General features: G+C 70.5%; 14 protein-coding genes and 1 tRNA gene. 7 read left to right on the top strand and 8 right to left on the bottom strand.

Going from position 1 to position 16,143, the window contains the following annotated elements; genetic code table 11:
* Nucleotides 1-51: 51 nt before the first annotated feature.
* From ELY19_RS00750 to ELY19_RS00735, 4 genes are all read right to left on the bottom strand, one after another.
* Nucleotides 52-969 carry a hypothetical protein gene (locus tag ELY19_RS00750; protein ID WP_126194493.1) on the bottom strand — a complete coding sequence of 306 codons (918 nt, stop codon included), beginning with the start codon at nucleotides 967-969 and terminating at the stop codon, nucleotides 52-54.
* A complete protein-coding gene (locus ELY19_RS00745) occupies nucleotides 966-1,271 on the bottom strand; it encodes a hypothetical protein (RefSeq protein ID WP_126194492.1) in 306 nt (101 codons plus the stop codon). Before ELY19_RS00745 ends, ELY19_RS00750 begins: the two co-directional genes overlap by 4 nt.
* Before the next feature lie 146 nt (nucleotides 1,272-1,417).
* Complete coding sequence (locus ELY19_RS00740) at nucleotides 1,418-1,753, bottom strand: hypothetical protein (RefSeq protein WP_126194491.1); 336 nt, start codon at nucleotides 1,751-1,753, stop codon at nucleotides 1,418-1,420.
* A complete protein-coding gene (locus ELY19_RS00735) occupies nucleotides 1,754-1,972 on the bottom strand; it encodes a DNA-binding protein (protein WP_322745656.1) in 219 nt (72 codons plus the stop codon).
* 98 nt (nucleotides 1,973-2,070) lie between these two features.
* On the opposite strand from ELY19_RS00735, the gene ELY19_RS00730 reads away from it, so the two are divergent.
* Nucleotides 2,071-2,616 (top strand): helix-turn-helix domain-containing protein, encoded by a 546-nt coding sequence (locus ELY19_RS00730; protein ID WP_126194490.1) that lies wholly within the window; start codon nucleotides 2,071-2,073, stop codon nucleotides 2,614-2,616.
* Nucleotides 2,616-3,803 carry a tyrosine-type recombinase/integrase gene (locus ELY19_RS00725; protein ID WP_126194489.1) on the top strand — a complete coding sequence of 396 codons (1,188 nt, stop codon included), beginning with the start codon at nucleotides 2,616-2,618 and terminating at the stop codon, nucleotides 3,801-3,803. Before ELY19_RS00730 ends, ELY19_RS00725 begins: the two co-directional genes overlap by 1 nt.
* A 37-nt stretch (nucleotides 3,804-3,840) precedes the next feature.
* Here the strand turns inward: ELY19_RS00725 and ELY19_RS00720 are convergent.
* Nucleotides 3,841-3,922 (bottom strand) — tRNA-Leu (locus ELY19_RS00720).
* Between the two features lie 87 nt (nucleotides 3,923-4,009).
* Here ELY19_RS00720 and ELY19_RS00715 point away from each other — a divergent pair.
* Entirely contained in the window at nucleotides 4,010-4,483 is a 474-nt protein-coding gene (locus tag ELY19_RS00715) for a transcriptional regulator (protein WP_126194488.1), read from the top strand.
* Nucleotides 4,480-4,857 carry a DUF3817 domain-containing protein gene (locus ELY19_RS00710; RefSeq protein ID WP_227967100.1) on the top strand — a complete coding sequence of 126 codons (378 nt, stop codon included), beginning with the start codon at nucleotides 4,480-4,482 and terminating at the stop codon, nucleotides 4,855-4,857. The genes ELY19_RS00715 and ELY19_RS00710 overlap by 4 nt, the downstream gene beginning before the upstream one ends.
* Before the next feature lie 71 nt (nucleotides 4,858-4,928).
* On the opposite strand, the gene ELY19_RS00705 is transcribed toward ELY19_RS00710, so the two are convergent.
* The gene (locus ELY19_RS00705; protein ID WP_227967099.1) at nucleotides 4,929-6,713 is read right to left on the bottom strand and encodes an AMP-dependent synthetase/ligase; all 1,785 of its coding nucleotides are present in this window, start codon (nucleotides 6,711-6,713) and stop codon (nucleotides 4,929-4,931) included.
* 100 nt (nucleotides 6,714-6,813) lie between these two features.
* On the opposite strand from ELY19_RS00705, the gene ELY19_RS00700 reads away from it, so the two are divergent.
* Nucleotides 6,814-8,619, top strand: coding sequence for a DEAD/DEAH box helicase (locus ELY19_RS00700; protein WP_126194487.1), 1,806 nt, complete (start codon nucleotides 6,814-6,816; stop codon nucleotides 8,617-8,619).
* Nucleotides 8,620-8,730: 111 nt separating this feature from the next.
* Nucleotides 8,731-12,948 (top strand): PDDEXK-like endonuclease domain-containing protein, encoded by a 4,218-nt coding sequence (locus ELY19_RS00695; RefSeq protein ID WP_126194486.1) that lies wholly within the window; start codon nucleotides 8,731-8,733, stop codon nucleotides 12,946-12,948.
* Between the two features lie 12 nt (nucleotides 12,949-12,960).
* Here ELY19_RS00695 and ELY19_RS00690 read toward each other — a convergent pair whose 3' ends face one another.
* Nucleotides 12,961-13,767 (bottom strand): shikimate 5-dehydrogenase, encoded by an 807-nt coding sequence (locus ELY19_RS00690; RefSeq protein WP_126198622.1) that lies wholly within the window; start codon nucleotides 13,765-13,767, stop codon nucleotides 12,961-12,963.
* Nucleotides 13,768-13,845: 78 nt separating this feature from the next.
* On the opposite strand from ELY19_RS00690, the gene ELY19_RS23300 reads away from it, so the two are divergent.
* The gene (locus tag ELY19_RS23300; RefSeq protein ID WP_164711476.1) at nucleotides 13,846-15,147 is read left to right on the top strand and encodes a hypothetical protein; all 1,302 of its coding nucleotides are present in this window, start codon (nucleotides 13,846-13,848) and stop codon (nucleotides 15,145-15,147) included.
* On the opposite strand, the gene ELY19_RS00680 is transcribed toward ELY19_RS23300, so the two are convergent.
* Complete coding sequence (locus tag ELY19_RS00680) at nucleotides 15,122-15,940, bottom strand: SIR2 family NAD-dependent protein deacylase (RefSeq protein WP_126194485.1); 819 nt, start codon at nucleotides 15,938-15,940, stop codon at nucleotides 15,122-15,124. The two genes, ELY19_RS23300 and ELY19_RS00680, sit on opposite strands and share 26 nt — an antisense overlap.
* Nucleotides 15,941-16,143 lie beyond the last annotated feature (203 nt).

The raw sequence follows: 16,143 nt of genomic DNA, 5'->3' as shown, positions 1-16,143 counted from the left end.
CGGCGGTGAGTCCGTGGGGTAGCTGGATGTGTTCGGTCACGGTGTGCGCTTTCATGAGGCTCGGCGGTGGAGGGTGGAGAGCACGGATTGGAAGAGCGGTACGTCGGGCTCAGGCCTGATTTCCATCAACCAGATGTGGATCCCGTTGCGGGTTTGGGGCCTGGTGGATTCGCTGTATGCGGTGAGTAGCCAGTCGACCGTGCTCCGCACGGCGTCGTCGGCGAGGTCGGTGAGGCCGGCGAGGTTGTTCTCGTCGACGATCTGTTGCGCGATGTCTTCGAGTTCGACGATGAGGTCTCGCCGGAGGAGGTGTTGCCACTCCGCGTAGCGGGGGGCGGTGTTCTTCTTGTCTTCGGGGATGAAAGGTTGGTTCTTCTCGACGAAGATGCTGGCGGGTCGGATCGCGGTGGTCTCGCGCGCGCCCGCGCCCGCGTTTACTAACGCAACGCCCCCAGCGAGCGGATCTATTGGTAGCGGATTTATTGGAGCGGGTTTATTGGGTAGCAGTCCACTGACGGTTGAGGAGCGCTGGACTGACGGTTGAGGAGCGCTGGACTGACGGTTGACATAGCTCTCAACCGGTAGCCCACTGACGGTTGAGGCGGATTCCTCCACAGGATCAACAGTCAGTGGGCTGTCGGTCGAGAAGGTCAGCTCGTAGGCAGATGCCCACTTGCGGCCGTCACCTGACCGACCGCCGCGGGCGGTACGACGGAGTAGACCGAGGTCGACAAGCGACTTGAGGGCGAGGCGCGCACTGGTCTTCCCCATGCCCGTGGTAGCGGCCAGCGACTCGTATCCCAGAAAGATGTCCCGCCCGTACTCGTCGGCCTTGTTGAACGCCGCGGTGGCGGCGTACAGCTGGGTGGCCGTGAGTCCTGGCGTCCGGGTCACCTGCTTGAGCCAGTTGAACTTGAACGCCCCCGACCGCTCCCCACGGTCAGGGGGCGGCGGGGTGGTACCCGTCAAGCGGCCTTCTCGGCGTAGGCGGCATCGAGCGCGGCGACCACCTTGGTCATAGCGTCGAGGGCCGCGTGCCACTGGTGAGGCTGGTGGCCGATCTTGATGGTGGCGCCGTACTTCGGAGTGATCCACAGCTCGGTCACGATCTCCACATCGAAGTCGCGGTCGGCGACGGCGATGAACTCGACCCAACCGGTGTCGGAGTCGCCGTCGACGGTGACTACCTCGTCGGCCAGCCACTCGGTGTCGACGCCCTTCTCGCGGACGATCCACGGCGAGGCCTGGGTGGTGGCGGTAGACTTGGTCATGATCGGCTCCTTAGGTGGGGTGTGGTCGGTTGCCTCGGATCTCGTGCCTGCAAGCTGGTGATCCGGGGCATTCCGCGTCTTGCGGAGGTCTTCGGTGTAGTCGTCCTCGATGAGTCCGAGGTCGCAGTGGGATTCCTGGGGTCTGCTCACGGTTCCTCCTGGGCGAGTGCGGCAAGGTGTGAGTGCCAGGTCGCTGTCTCACCGGTGATGTCGGTGTGGACGGTTGCGCGGGCCCGGTCCTCACGGGGGATGCGGGCTGCGGCTTGCTGCATGCCGCGTTCGATGAGCAAGGCGCGCAGGTAGACCTCGAGTGCTTGCCCCGCCGGCTCAGCTTTCAGCTCGTACGCCCGCACAGCTCGCACGATCTGCGACTGCGACCAGGTGATGCCAGCGCGGTCGAGGATCTGACGGGCACGTTCACGGTTGCGGGCAGGCTTCACCGCGGTCTCTCCGTCTCGGACGGAGGTTGTGGGGGTGCTCACCTATGCCGCGCCTCGCGGAGTTACGACGCTGCCCTCGATGTAGGCGTGTACGTCCTCCCAGCGGTAGGTGATGCGACGCCCGCCCGCATCCTTGATGTACGCCGGCCCGCGGCCCAGGTATCGCTCCTGGGCAAGTTGCGCCGTCGTCATGCGCCGGTACTCGGCGACTTCCTTGTTGGTGGCGATCCCCGTCCGTGGGGTGAAGGTCGTGATGGACACTGAGATACTCCAATCTGGATTGCGAACGAATGTCGCTATTGGAGTTCTACCATGATGGATTGAGCGAGTCAATCCAAAGTGGATTATCATGAGGTCTCATGAGTGCCGAACTGACAGCCGAGCAGCGCATCGCCGCGAACCTGAAGGCGATTCGCGAGGAGAATCGGATGACGCAGGAAGATGTTGCGGAAGCGATGTCGAAGCGTGGGTATCGCTGGCATCAGGCGACGGTCTACAAGGTGGAGAACGGAAGCCGTCAAGTACAGCTCGGGGAGGCAACCGCCCTGGCGGAGGTATTCGATGTGCCACTCAGTCAACTGGCTGCCAGCACTCAAGCTGCTGTGGGCTCGGCCCGCCTGTCTTGGTTGGACGATCTGACGAAGCAGGCCCGGAGGGATGTGGTTATGGCAGTGAGGGGTTGGCAGTTCGAGCAGAGACGCTTGGCGGAAGCCCTCAGTAGCGACTCTTGGGGGCAGGGCGAGGAGGAAGACGGATCTTGGCCGGGCGGCGACCTCGGCCCGTTCGCTTCGCCCAAGGTGGCATTCAGTGCGTTGCCGAATCACACTCAGAACGAGATCCGACGCCGCGCGTCCGAGACGGTCGAGGACGTACTCGCGCTTCCAGACGACAAATACCCGTTCTGATGGCGACCGTTGAGTCGTACACGCTGCAGTCCGGAGCCCGCCGCTACCGGGTCCGCTACCGGATGCCCGACCACCGGCAGACCGACAAGCGTGGGTTCACCACGAAGCGCGCCGCCGAGGCGTTCGCGGCCACCGTCGAGGTGGAGAAGCTGCGAGGAGAGTACGTACCGCCTGCACTCGGGAGGATTACGGTCGGCGAACTAGGGCCGGACTGGCTCGCGGCTAAGAAGATCGCCATGAAGCCCAGCGGGTACCTGACGTACGACACCGCGTGGCGGGTGCACGTCGAGCCGCGGTGGGCTGGGACTGCGGTCGCCTCGATCACCACCGGGGAAGTCGAAACGTGGATCACTGACATGCAGCGCACCGTGACCAAGCTCGAGGTCCAGAGCGACGGCACCGAGGTGGAGAAGGTCGTGAAGAAGGGCGCCGGGGCTGTGGTGGTGCTCCGCGCGTACGGGATCCTCGCGGGGATCCTCGACGGCGCGGTCAAGGCGGGCCGTCTCGCGCGCAACCCTGCGCGCGGCGTCGAGAACCTGCCACGGAAGCCCTCGAAGAAGACGACCCGGCGATATCTCACGCACGCCCAGGTGGACCAGCTCGCGGCAGAGGCCGGCGACCGCGCGACGCTCGTCTACTTCCTCGCGTACACCGGCCTGCGATGGGGTGAGGCGACCGGCCTGCGCGTCGAACACCTCGACCTCCTGCGGCGTCGGCTCACCGTCGCCGAGAACGCGGTCCTCGTCGGCACCGTCGTCCGCGTTGGCACGCCGAAGGGGCACGAGGCACGCACCGTCGCGCTGCCCGAGTTCCTCGTCGAGCTGCTCGCGAAACAGTGCGAGGGCAAGCCCCGAGACGGACTGCTGTTCCCCGGGCCGGACGGTGCGCACCAGAAGCTGCCGGCGTCGGGTACCGGGTGGCTTGAGCATGCGGTGCGTCGCGCTGGGGTGCCGAGGGTGACAGCGCACGACCTCCGGCACACGGCGGCGTCGCTCGCGGTGCAGGCCGGCGCGCACGTCAAGGCGGTGCAACGGATGCTCGGCCACGCCTCCGCGGCGATGACCCTGGACGTCTACTCGGACCTTTTTGACAGTGACCTCGACGCCGTTGCGATCGCGCTGAATCAGGCCCGTTCAGCGCCGAGTGTGGGCACTATGTGGGCACCGACCGCCGACGCGGGGGAGTAGTCGGGGGTATCGCCTGTTCAGGGCTGTGCAACGTGGGTGCGCCCGGGGAGACTTGAACTCCCACACCCGGAGGTACTGGAACCTAAATCCAGCGCGTCTGCCAATTCCGCCACGGGCGCGTGCGGCGGGGACGTAGGGCCCGGCCGCGGCGCAGGTCACGTTACCGGCATTCGGACACTCCCGCCGGGACGGGTACCGTCGAGGTCGTGAAACGTCGCCGCCATCGTCCCGCGCTGATCGCGTTCGTGGTGATCGCGGCCGCGGCCTGCCTGGCGCTCGGCTGGTGGCAGTGGGGCCGCTTCGAATCCAGCGCGGGATCCGCCCGCAACCTCGGCTACGCCATGCAGTGGCCGCTGTTCGCGGTCGCCTTCGTCTGGGGCTACAAGCGCTTCGTCCAGCTCGAGGACGAGGCGGAACTGCAGGACCGCCTGGTCGCCGAGGGGGAGGACCCCGTCGAGCCGCCCGGTCCCGCGTCCGACGCCGGCGCCCCCCGCGCGGCCGGCGTGCGCACCACCGAACCGTCGTCGGCGACGCTCACCGCGATCCCCGAGGGCTTCCTGCCCAGCCGGGCGCCGGCACCGTCGGCCCCGGACGCCGCGCCGGACGACCCGGCGCACGACGAGTACAACCGGCTCCTCGCCGAACTGGCGGGGAGCGAGCACACCGAGGAGACGAAGTGACCCGAGCCGCCAAGCCGACCGCGCAGCAGTTGGCGGACAAGCGTCGTGCGCAGATCCGGGGCGCGCTCACGCGCTACCGGTTCATGGCGAATTTCACCGGTTACTTCCTGCTCATCCTCTGTGCCGAGATGATCTACAAGTACCTGCTGGCCCCGGCGTTCGACTGGCCGATCCCGGGCTGGCTCGGCCTCATCGCGATCATCCACGGCTGGGGGTACTTCATCTACCTCATCCTCACGCTGGACCTCGGCGTCAAGGTGCGCTGGCCCGCGCCGCGCTTCCTGCTGACGCTGCTCGCCGGCACCATCCCGCTCCTCGGTTTCTACTTCGAGAAGAAGAACTCCGACGAGATCCGCGCGCAGTACGACCTCTGACCCGCTGACACCGACGACGCCGCCCGCTCCCATCGGGGAAGCGGGCGGCGTCGTTCGTGGGGCGCGGGGGATCAGGCGTAGATCTCGGCCACGTCGTCGGCGTACTTGTCCATCACCACGTTGCGCTTGACCTTGAGCGTCGGCGTCAGTTCGCCGCCCTCGATGGTGAAGTCCGTGGTCAGCACGCTCCACTTCTTCACCTGCTCGGCCTTGGACACGAGCGCGTTCGCCGTCGCCACGGCGGAGCCGATCTCGGCGAGCAGCGTCTCGTTCGCGGCGGCCTCCTCGAGGGTCATCTCGGCGGGCAGGCCGTGCGCCGCGAGCCAGCCGGGCAGGGCCTCCTGGTCGAGGGTGATGAGCGCGCCCACGAAGGGCTGCTTGTCGCCGACGAGCATGGCCTGCGAGACCAGCGGGTGCTGCCGCAGCGCGTCCTCCGTCTGCGCGGGCGCGACGTTCTTGCCCGCCGCGGTCACGAGGATCTCCTTCTTGCGGCCCGTGATCGACAGGTAGCCGTCGGCGTCGAGGGAGCCCAGGTCGCCGGTGTGGAACCAGCCGTCCTGCAGCGCCTCGGCGTTGGCCTGGGGGAGGCCCCAGTACCCGCCGAAGACGACGGGGCCGCGGAGCAGGATCTCGCCGTCGTCGGCGATCGCGACCTCGTTCCCCGGGACCGGGCGCCCCACGGTGCCGATCCGCTGCTCGGTCGGGGTGTTGCAGGTGATGGCCGCGCTGGTCTCCGAGAGGCCGTAGCCCTCGTAGACGGTCACGCCGGCGCCGCGGAAGAAGTGGCCGAGGCGCGCGCCGAGCGGGGCGCCGCCGGAGACGGCGCAGGTGCAGTTGCCGCCGAGCGCCTCGCGCAGCTTCGAGTAGACGAGCTTGTCGAACAGGGCGTGCTTGACCTTGAGCACCAGGCCCGCGCCGCCCGTGTCCCGGGCCTTGCTGAACTCGATCGCCGTGTCGACCGCGGCGGTGAAGATCTTGCCCTTGCCGCCCTCCTCGGCCTTGCTGCTCATCGTGTTGTAGACCTTCTCGAACACCCGCGGCACGCTGAGGATGTACGTCGGCTTGAGCTCCGCGAACAGGCCCGTCAGGTTCGACAGGTCGGCGGTGTGCGCGACGCGGATCCCGTGGTGGACCGCGGCGACCGAGATCGCGCGGGCGAAGATGTGCGCGAGCGGCAGGAACATCACCGTGCTCGCGTTCTTCCCGGCCATCTTGTCGAGACCCTCGTGGATCGCGTCGTACTCGCTGAGCAGGTTGTCGTGGGTGAGCACGACGCCCTTGGGCTTGCCGGTGGTGCCCGAGGTGTAGACCAGCGTCGCCTCGGCGGAGGCCTCCACGGCGGTCGCGCGGGCGAGGTAGTCGTCGTCCGACACGCCGGCGCCGTCGGCCACCAGGGCGTCGACCAGGCCCTCCTCGATCACCCACACCTGGGTGCCGGCGGGCACGCCCGCGGCGATCCGCTCGGCGGTCGCGCGGGTATCGGTGATGAGCGCGATCGACGCCGAGTCCGTGAGGATGTGCTCGACCTGCGCGGCCGAGTTCGACTCGTACACCGCCACCGTCGACCCGCCGACGGACCAGTTCGCGTAGTCGAGGAGGGCCCACTCGTAGCGCGTCGGGCTCATGATCGCGATACGCGTGCCCACCTCGACTCCGCGCGCTATGAGTCCCTTGCCGATCGCGGTGATCTGCTCGTTGAACTGCGCGGCGGTCACGGGCGTCCAGCCCGGCCCGGACGGGCGCAGGAACAGTTCCGTCGACGGTGCCGACGCGGCGAGGTCCCGGACCCGGGTGGTCAGATTGTCCGATGGTGCGTGGGTCCGGGTCGGTTCCGTGGACTCGATGCGCAACTTCATCTCCTCATGCAGATAGTGGAATGAGCACAACCTATCGGAGGATGTCCGAATCCGATAGTGTTTCGCGTGCACGGCGGATACCGCATATGCTGGGGAAACAATGTCTGATGAATTCGGTGCTGAGCGCACCGCCCCCGCCGCCGTCGCCACCGACGTGCAGGCCCCGGAGAACGAAGCCGATCCCGTGACCTTCCTCGACCTCGGGATCGATGAACGCGTCCTGCGTGCACTCGCCGAGGTCGGCTACGAGAACCCGTCGCCGATCCAGGCCGCCACGATCCCGCCGCTGCTCTCCGGGAGCGACGTCGTCGGCCTGGCGCAGACCGGCACCGGTAAGACCGCGGCCTTCGCCGTGCCCGTGCTGTCCAAGATCGACGGTGACAGCCGCAAGCCGCAGGCGCTCGTGCTGGCCCCGACCCGCGAGCTGGCGCTGCAGGTCTCGGAGGCCTTCGGCAAGTACGCCGTGCACATGCCGAACATCACCGTGCTGCCGATCTACGGCGGCCAGAGCTACGGCGTGCAGCTCTCGGGCCTGCGCCGCGGCGCGCAGATCATCGTGGGCACGCCGGGTCGCGTGATCGACCACCTCGAGAAGGGCACGCTCGACCTCTCCGAACTCGAGTTCCTGGTGCTCGACGAGGCCGACGAGATGCTCACCATGGGCTTCCAGGAGGACGTCGAGCGGATCCTCGCCGACACCCCGGAGTTCAAGCAGGTCGCGCTGTTCTCGGCGACGATGCCCGCCGGCATCCGCAAGATCTCCAAGAAGTACCTCCACGACCCGGTCGAGGTCACCGTCAAGGCCAAGACGGCGACGGCCTCGAACATCACCCAGCGCTACCTGCAGGTCGCGCACCAGCGCAAGCTCGACGCGCTCACCCGCCTCCTCGAGGTGGAGGAGTTCGACGGCATGATCATCTTCGTCCGCACCAAGTCGGCCACCGAGGAACTCGCGGAGAAGCTGCGCGCCCGCGGCCACGCCGCCGCCGCGATCAACGGCGACATCGTGCAGGCGCAGCGCGAGCGCACGATCGGCCAGCTCAAGGACGGCAAGATCGACATCCTGGTGGCCACGGACGTCGCGGCCCGCGGCCTCGACGTCGAGCGGATCAGCCACGTGGTGAACTACGACATCCCGCACGACACCGAGTCGTACGTGCACCGCATCGGGCGCACGGGCCGCGCCGGCCGCAAGGGTGATGCGCTGCTCTTCGTGACCCCGCGCGAGCGGCACCTGCTGCGCGCCATCGAGAAGGCCACCCGGCAGCCGCTCACCGAGATCGGCCTGCCGTCGGTCGAGGACGTCAACGCACACCGCGTGGAGAAGTTCGGCGAGTCGATCACCGAGAACCTCAGCAACGACCACCTGCAGCTCTTCCGCCGGCTGATCGAGGACTACGTGGGCGCCAACGACGTCCCGCTGGTCGACGTGGCCGCCGCGCTCGCGCTGCAGTCGCGCGACGGTGCGTCGTTCCTGCTCAAGCCCGACCCGCCCGAGCGCGAGCGCAACGCCCGCGACCGCAAGGACCGGGACTTCGGCGACCGCGACGGCCGGCCCGCGCGCGGCCGGGACCGCGACCGCGAGCCGTCGACGCACCGCAAGACGGGCCGCCCGATGGTGCCGTACCGGATCGCGGTGGGGAAGCGGCAGCACGCGACGCCGTCGCAGATCGTGGGCGCCATCGCGAACGAGGGCGGCCTGCGGCGGAGCGACTTCGGTCACATCAGCATCCGCCCGGATCACAGCATCGTCGAACTGCCGGACGATCTGGGGCGTGACGTCTTCGACGCGCTGGAGCGGACCCGCATCTCGGGGCAGCTGATCCACCTCGAACGGGACCCCGGCGCACCGTCGGGCCGGCCCGGCGCGGGCAAGCAGCGATTCCGGGCCGGGCGCAAACGCTGAGGAACGCGGTGGGCGTTTGCTCACAGGTGTATTAACCTTTAGTCAAGGTGTAGCCCGAGTCGGGGCGCGCCGACTGTCGGCTGCCGCCGACCCTAGAGACTTGAGGAGCGCATGACCGCCGCCGGTGAGCAGGGCGACGGCCCGGGTGGCCGTCGGGATCGCGTCGTCCGCCTGCTGCAGTACCTGGACGAGCTGATCCGGTCCCGCTCCGTGGTCACGCGCGACGTCGACGACCATCTGGCAGTGCTGCCGCTCACCGGCGACGGTGCGCTCACCGACACGTGGGACGCCGACGCCAAGCCCGGCGGCACCATCTTCACGGTGCCGCGTGACGACGCACCGGATTCGCCCCACTCGCGGTTGCTGCGCGTCTTCGACGAGCTGACCGATCATCCGGAGTCCGTGGAGCTGGTGCTGGCGTCGGGCCTGCTCACCGCCCGCGACGGCGACACGGCCATCCGCGCGCACCTGCTGACGCAGCCCGTGCTCCTGGAGCGCGACCGGCGCGGCAAGCGGCTCAGGGTGGTGCTGCCCCGCGACTCCGTGCCGCGCGTCGAGGACTCCCTGCTGCTCGCGGGGCTCGGATCCTTCGATCTCTCCGGCTCGGCCGAGCTGCAGACCGAGCTGCGGGAGAATGCCCGCACCGTGCTCGACCCCGCGTGCCAGGAGTTCACGACGCGGTGGCTGGACGCCGCGGTGAAGGACGGGGGAGCGCACGTCGAGTTCGCGCCCGCGCTCGTGCTCCGCACCCGCGGCTCCGCGCCCCTGCTGGGTTTCTACGACGCGATGAAGGCCGACGTCTCCGATCCCGGGCGGGACGTCCCGATCGGCCTCGCGCAGCTCGTCGAGGGTGTGAGCTCGGACGAGCGGATCCGGCAGCTCGCCGCCGACGGCGCGATGAGCCCGCTCGAACTGCTCGACGAGGCCTACTACGTGCTGCCGTCGAACGTGGAACAGCGGGACATCCTCGCGCACATGGGCGCCGACTCCGGCGTCGTCGTGGAGGGGCCGCCCGGCACGGGGAAGACCCACACCATCGCGAACCTGCTCGCCGCCCTGCTCGCGAAGGGCCAGCGTGTCCTCGTCGTCTCCGAGAAGGCGCAGGCGCTCGCGGTCCTCGAGGAGAAGCTGCCGCCGGAGGTGCGCCAGCTGGTCGTCTCCGTGACCGACGTGACCAAGGACGGCTCGGCCTCGCTCGCCGCGTCCGTGACCGAGATCGCCACCCGCAAGTCCACCTACTCCGAGCCGCTCGCGGATGCCGAGCTGCGCGACCTGCGGGCCAAGCGGGACCGCGCCGTCGAGCGGCGCGAGGAGCTGGTCCGCGAGGTCTGGGCCCTGCGGACCGCGGAGAGCGAGGACTCCGACTGGCTGGCCTCGGCCTACTCCGGCAAGCCGGCGGAGATCGTCGCGCAGGTGCGGCGCGACGCCGACAAGTACTCCTGGCTGCCGGGTCCCGTCGACGGCGCGGTGCCCCCGCTCGACACCCGCGAGTTCGACCGCCTCGTCGCCCTGCTGCGGCGCAACGACGAGCTGTTCTCCCGCCGGCTCGCGCACAACCTGCCGGACCTGTCCGAGATCCCCGACGTCGACGAGCTCGAGGCGCTGTGCGCGACCTTGGCCGACTCGCCCCTCGCCGGCGCCGACAGCGGCGCGCTGACGCACGTGCTCGGCGGCGTGGACGCCGATCGCCTCGCCGTGATCCGCGCCCGCGCCGACGTGATCCACGAGCTCGTGGAGCGGGTGCGCCGGTACCCGCCGTCGGCGCAGCTGCTCGCCGAGGACATGCTCATCGGCGACCGCGCGCACCTCGCGTCGCGGTTGACCGGTCTCGAGGAGCAGATCGCCTCCGCCCGCACCGCGGACAGCGAGCTCGAGGGCGTCGTCGTCCAGCTCAGCGACACGCCGGACGCCAACGACCGGGCCGCGATCGACGACTACGCACGCCACCTCGCGCTGGGCAACGAGCCGCGCAAGCGGTTCCGCAAGCCGGAGCAGAAGCAGTTCGAGGCCACCGGTCTCGGCATCGTCGTCGACGGTGTCGAGGGCGCGGACAAGGCGCACCTGCGGGCGGCCGCGCAACACCTCAAGGTCGAGGACGTGATCGGCCGGGTGGGCGATGTGCTCCGCGCGCTGGGCCTCGAGGCGCCGCCGACCGATCCGTCGGGGCGCACCGCCACGCGCGGCCGCAGCGAGCGGCTCAGTCAGGCCGCCGACCAGTTGCTGCGCGCCCGCACGGTCGTGCGGCTGGTGGCCGAACGCGACCGGCTCGTGGAGGCCATGCAGGCGGTCTCCGAGCACGCCCCCCGACCGAAGGACCTCGCGGAGACCGACCGGACCGCGCGCCAGGTGATCGCTATCTCCGCGGCGGCCGGGGCGCGCGACGCGCACAGCCGGCTCGACGCGGTGCGGCTGCAGGTGCAGGAGGCGGTCGAGCGCGGACCGTCGCCCGAGGGCGACGCGATGGTCGCCGCGCTGCGGGGCTACAAGTACTCCGCCATCCGCGACGCCCGCCGCGCCTGGGACGCCGCCCGCGCCGAACGCGACGACCGCGGTGCGCTGGACCTGCTCGCGCTGCGGCTGCGCACGAAGGCGCCGGCCCTGTTCGACCTCGTCGCGCGCACCGCCGACGACCCGGTCTGGGACGTGCGGGTGCCCGAGCTGGCCGCCGCGTGGTCGTGGCGGCGCGCGGTCACCTGGGCCGCGTCGCGCGTGCACCCCGATGACGACGCCCAGCTCGAGGCCGATCTGCAGGCCGCCGAGCAGGACGTGGCGCACTACACGACCCGCATCGCGACCGCGAGCGCGTGGCGACAGTGCCTGCGCCGCATGACCTTCGACGAGATCCAGGCCCTGCACGCCTACCGCGACCACGTCTCGTCGATCGGCCGCGGCTCCGGCCGGCACGCCGAGCGCTTCCGCGTGGCCGCCCGCGAGGCCATGCGCCAGGCGCAGTCCGCCGTCCCCGCGTGGATCATGCCGATCTCGCAGGTCGTTGCGTCGATCTCCCCGGAACGCAATGCCTTCGACGTGGTGATCGTCGACGAGGCCAGCCAGGCGGACATCACCAGCGCCTTCCTGCTCTGGCTCGCGCCGCGGGTGATCGTGGTGGGCGACGAGAACCAGTGCGCGCCCTCGGCGTTCACCGGTGTCAGCCTCGACGACGTCTTCGCCCGCCTCGACGCCCAGCTGCCCGACATCCCGCCCTACCTGCGCGACTCGCTGACCCCGCGGTCCAGCCTGTTCACCCTGCTGCGCACGCGGTTCGGGCACACCGTCCGGCTGCGCGAGCACTTCCGGTGCATGCCGGAGATCATCGACTTCTCCTCGCGCCAGTTCTACAGCGACGCGCCGCTGATCCCGGTGCGGCACTACGGCGCCGACCGCCCGGTTCCGCTGCGCGTGACGCACGTGCCGAAGGCGGAGGTCGTGGGCGAGGGCGCGCGGATCAGCAATCCGGCGGAGGCCCAGGCCATCGCCGACCAGCTGGCGCGCTGCTTCGCCGACCCGCTGTACGCCGGCCGCACCTTCGGCGTCATCGCCCTGCAGGGCCAGGGGCAGGTCGACGAGCTGTACCGGCGGCTGCGCGAGAGCATCGACCCGGACGAGTGGGACGCCCGCCGCCTGCGGGTGGGCACGCCGCCGGACTTCCAGGGCGACGAGCGCGACGTGATGATGCTGTCGATGGTCGTGGCGCCCGACTACCGCTTCCGCGCGCTGACCGGCCGCGACTTCCAGCGCCGGTTCAACGTGGCCGCGTCCCGCGCGCGGGATCAGCTGTGGCTGTTCACCTCCGTCGACGAACACGACCTCAAGGCGAACGACCTGCGGGCCTCACTGCTGCGGTACATGACCCGCGCCGATGTCGAGGTGGCGCAGCCGATGCCGGCCGACGTGCCCACCGATCGCCGCGTGGAGCCCTTCGACAACCTCTTCGAGCAGCAGGTCTTCGTGCGGCTGCGCGACATGGGCTACCACGTGAACCCGAAGGTCGTGGTCAACAACCGGTCCATCGACCTCGTCGTCACGGGGGAGCAGGGCCGCCTGGCCGTGGAGTGCGACAGCGCCGATTTCGCGTCCACCCCCGAGCAGGCCCGGTCCGACATCGAGCGCGAGCGGGAGCTGCGACGGTGCGGCTGGGAGTTCGTGCGCGTCCGCGAGTCGGTGTTCGCGACCGACGCGGACGCCGCGATGTCGGTCGTGGTGCAGGCGCTCGATCGCCGGGGCGTGCGCCCCCTGACCCTGCAGCGCGCGCTCACCGTCGGAGAGCGCGCCGACGACGGCTCCGTCGAGGTGTGGGAGCCCGTCGGCCTCGACATCGACACCGAGTAGATCGCCGCGCGGTCAGGCCCGGGAGTACTCCGACGCCTCCCGCACCAGGTCGGGGTCGGGGCGCACGCCGGTGTAGAGCACGAACTGCTCCGCGGCCTGGAGCGCGATGACCTCCGCCCCGGTGATCACCGTCGTGCCCGCGGCGCGACCCGCGCGCACCAGGGGCGTCTCGGGCGGCATCGCCACCACGTCGAAGACGGTGTCCGCGCCGGCGACGAGGGCCGCGGGGAAGGAGAGCTCCTCCGCGGCGGGTCCACCCGCCATCCCGACCGGCGTGGCGTTGACCAGGACCCGCGCCCCGCCGGGCGCCTCCGTCGCATGCCGGAAGCCGTACAGGCCCGCGAGCGCGGAACCCGCCGCGACGTTGCGGGCCACCACGGTCACGTCGGCGCAGCCGTGGTCGCGCAGGGCCGCCACCACCGCCTTCGCCATGCCGCCCGAGCCGTGGACCGCGACCGGCAGCGCCGGATCGACGCCGTGCGAGCGCAGCAGCGAGGCGACCGCCGCGTAGTCGGTGTTGTAGGCGTGGAGCACACCGTCCTCGTTGACGATGGTGTTCACCGAGTCGATGGCGCTCGCCGACGGCTCCATCACGTCGATCAGCTCGATCACCGCCTCCTTGAAGGGCATCGAGACGGCACAGCCCCGGACGCCGAGCGCGCGGACCCCACCGATGGCCGCGGGCAGGTCGGTGGTGGAGAAGGCCTTGTACAGGTAGTTCAGGCCGAGCTCGCGGTACAGGTAGTTGTGGAACCGGGTGCCGATGCTGCTGGGGCGGCCGGAGAGCGACATGCACAGCACGGTGTCGCGGTCGGGCATCGCGATCGAATCGTTCACCCGGTTCACCCTAATCCGGCGGCGCGGGAACCGTGGGCGTCCCTGGTGCGTCCAATTGATGTGACGGATTTCCAGGACATCGGGCAGACCGCGTGGGAGGGGATGGCGATCGCCGAGGTGCGGCACTTCGCGCGGGGGCTGTCCGGCTCGGGCGTCGCGGCGGACGCGCGTGCCATCGGCAGCGCGGGCAACGCCCACGCGGACAGCCTCGCGGAGCTGCAGCGCGACACGGTGATCCTGAGTACGCGGTGGAGCGGTGAGGCCAAGGATCAGTCGTACGTCGAACTGGGGGACTTCGTCCGGCGTGCGTACACCAACGCCGTCGCGCTCCGCAGGCTCGTGCAGAACGTGGACGCGCTGTCGGAGACGGCGTCCACGACGAACGAGCTGTTCAGCGACCTGCCCGATCCGCCCAGCGGTACCGGTCCGTGGGCGGACTCCGGCTACCGGAACACGGTGGCGGAGGCCATGCGCAGCACGTATTCCGCGCCCGTGCAGACGTCGGCGTCCACCCTGCCGCTCGGTACCAGCCGCGGCTCGGTCGGCTTCGATCACATCGGTCCGGGCAACACCAAGCGCGACTACACGGGGAGCGCCGCCCCGGAGGAGGCGCCGTCCGTCGAGCCGGCCGGAACGGGCGCGGGGAGCGGGACGGGAACGACCGGCGCCGGGACGGGCGCGGGAACGACAGACACGGGGACCGGTACGGGCGGCTCCGCGACCACGACCGACGGGACGGCTCGCGGGACCACCGACCCGCAGACCGGCGCGGCCGCGTCCGGGACCGGTGCGGGATCCGGCGCCGGGACGACGGGGGGTGGTTCCGGCACCGGGGCCGCTACCGGGACCGACACGGGCCCGGGCACCGATACCGGCACGGACCCCCTGCAGGACGACGCGGCGTACGACCCCGTCGCCTCCGCCGACGATCCGTCGTCGTCGCTCCTGTCGCCGTCGGCCGCGGTCCCGGTCACCTCGGCCGCGCGCACGGGCGCCGGGATCTCGGGGCTCGGCGGCGGCCGGGCCGAGGTCGGGCGGACCGCGTCGCCGCTCGGGCTCCGGCAGGACGCCGCCGTCGCGCGCTCGGCGGCGCCGCAGGTCGGGGCGGGCACCTCGACGGGCGCGCGGCCCTCGTCGGGCCCCTTCGGAATGCCGGCGGCGGGCGCGGGCGGACAGCGCGGGCAGGGCGACGGCCGGCACCGCGTGCCGGCCTACCTCATCGACCGCAGGAACGGTGAGGAACTGGTGGGTGGCATGCCGCTCGTCGGGCCGGGCGTGATCGGCCAGTGGAAGTCCGACGGTCCGCCGGACGCCCCGCGCCCGCCCGCGCCGCCCGCTACGAGCGAGCCGCGCCCGCGTTGATCGCCGCGACCAGCGCGGGCAGCGTCGTCGCCGCGGTGCCCCGCCAGTGGTACGAGGCGGCCTCGCTGAGCGGCGTCCGCTCGGGGTTGATCTCGATCACCGGGATCCCGGCGGCGAGCGCCGTCTCGGGCAGGCGCGCCGCCGGGTAGACGATGCCGGACGTGCCGACGACCAGCACCACGTCGGCCATGACGACCGCCGCCTCCGCGCGGCTCCAGGCGTCCATGGGCAGCGCCTCGCCGAACCAGACGATGCCCGGCCGCACCAGCGACAGGCAGTGCATGCACGTGGGCGGCGTGGCCCGCAGCTGCGGCGTGACGTCGGCATCGTCGGGGAGGAAGGCGTCGGCGCCCAGGTAGGGGGTGCCGCAGTGCTCGCAGCGCGGGGCGAAGAGGCTCCCGTGCAGGTGTGAGATCACCCGTGAGCCGGCCCGCTCGTGCAGGTCGTCGACGTTCTGCGTGACGATCGAGACGGTGCGGTGCGAGGCCAGCTCGGCGAGCGCGATGTGTCCGTCGTTGGGATCCGCCTGCCGGGCCACGTGCGCGCGCCACTGGTACCAGCCCCAAACCAGGGCGTTGTCGTTGTTCCAGCCGTCCACCGAGGCGATCGCCTCGGGCTCGTACTGCTCCCACAGGCCGGTCTGCGCCTCGCGGAAGGTCGCGATCCCGGATTCGCGGCTCATGCCCGCGCCGGTGAGCACCGCGACGGACTCGGCGGAGCGCACCAGCTCCGCGACGGCGGCGGGGACGGAGATCTCCGCGGGGCGGTCGGAAGGGTGCATTCCGGGCTGCATCGGCTCAGACTACCGACCGTCGACCGGGCCATGGGGTAGGTAACGATTCGATAACAACTGCTACTGGCGGGAAACATCGGTGATCGCCGTCACCCGCCGGTGGACCTGCGTGGATTCATGCGTGTATCGGCGTTCGGATACACCCGTGAATCGATATCTCCAAGCTACTCGCCGGTATACCGACTGGTTACATATCTGCACGT

The sequence above is a fragment of the Tsukamurella paurometabola genome (genome assembly GCF_900631615.1).
GTDB classification, from domain to species: Bacteria; Actinomycetota; Actinomycetes; order Mycobacteriales; family Mycobacteriaceae; genus Tsukamurella; species Tsukamurella paurometabola_A.
The sequence above is the reverse complement of the archived record's forward strand: the minus strand, read 5'-3'. Positions and strand labels throughout refer to the sequence as shown.

What these genes read in the sequence shown, in the direction of transcription:
- ELY19_RS00680 (WP_126194485.1), bottom strand. Translation starts at nt 15,940, where the DNA reads ATGCAGCCCGGAATGCACCCTTCCGACCGCCCCGCGGAGATCTCCGTC.
- ELY19_RS00690 (WP_126198622.1), bottom strand. Translation starts at nt 13,767, where the DNA reads ATGCCCGACCGCGACACCGTGCTGTGCATGTCGCTCTCCGGCCGCCCC.
- ELY19_RS00700 (WP_126194487.1), top strand. Translation starts at nt 6,814, where the DNA reads ATGTCTGATGAATTCGGTGCTGAGCGCACCGCCCCCGCCGCCGTCGCC.
- ELY19_RS00705 (WP_227967099.1), bottom strand. Translation starts at nt 6,713, where the DNA reads ATGAAGTTGCGCATCGAGTCCACGGAACCGACCCGGACCCACGCACCA.
- ELY19_RS00725 (WP_126194489.1), top strand. Translation starts at nt 2,616, where the DNA reads ATGGCGACCGTTGAGTCGTACACGCTGCAGTCCGGAGCCCGCCGCTAC.
- ELY19_RS00695 (WP_126194486.1), top strand. Translation starts at nt 8,731, where the DNA reads ATGACCGCCGCCGGTGAGCAGGGCGACGGCCCGGGTGGCCGTCGGGAT.
- ELY19_RS00730 (WP_126194490.1), top strand. Translation starts at nt 2,071, where the DNA reads ATGAGTGCCGAACTGACAGCCGAGCAGCGCATCGCCGCGAACCTGAAG.
- ELY19_RS00745 (WP_126194492.1), bottom strand. Translation starts at nt 1,271, where the DNA reads ATGACCAAGTCTACCGCCACCACCCAGGCCTCGCCGTGGATCGTCCGC.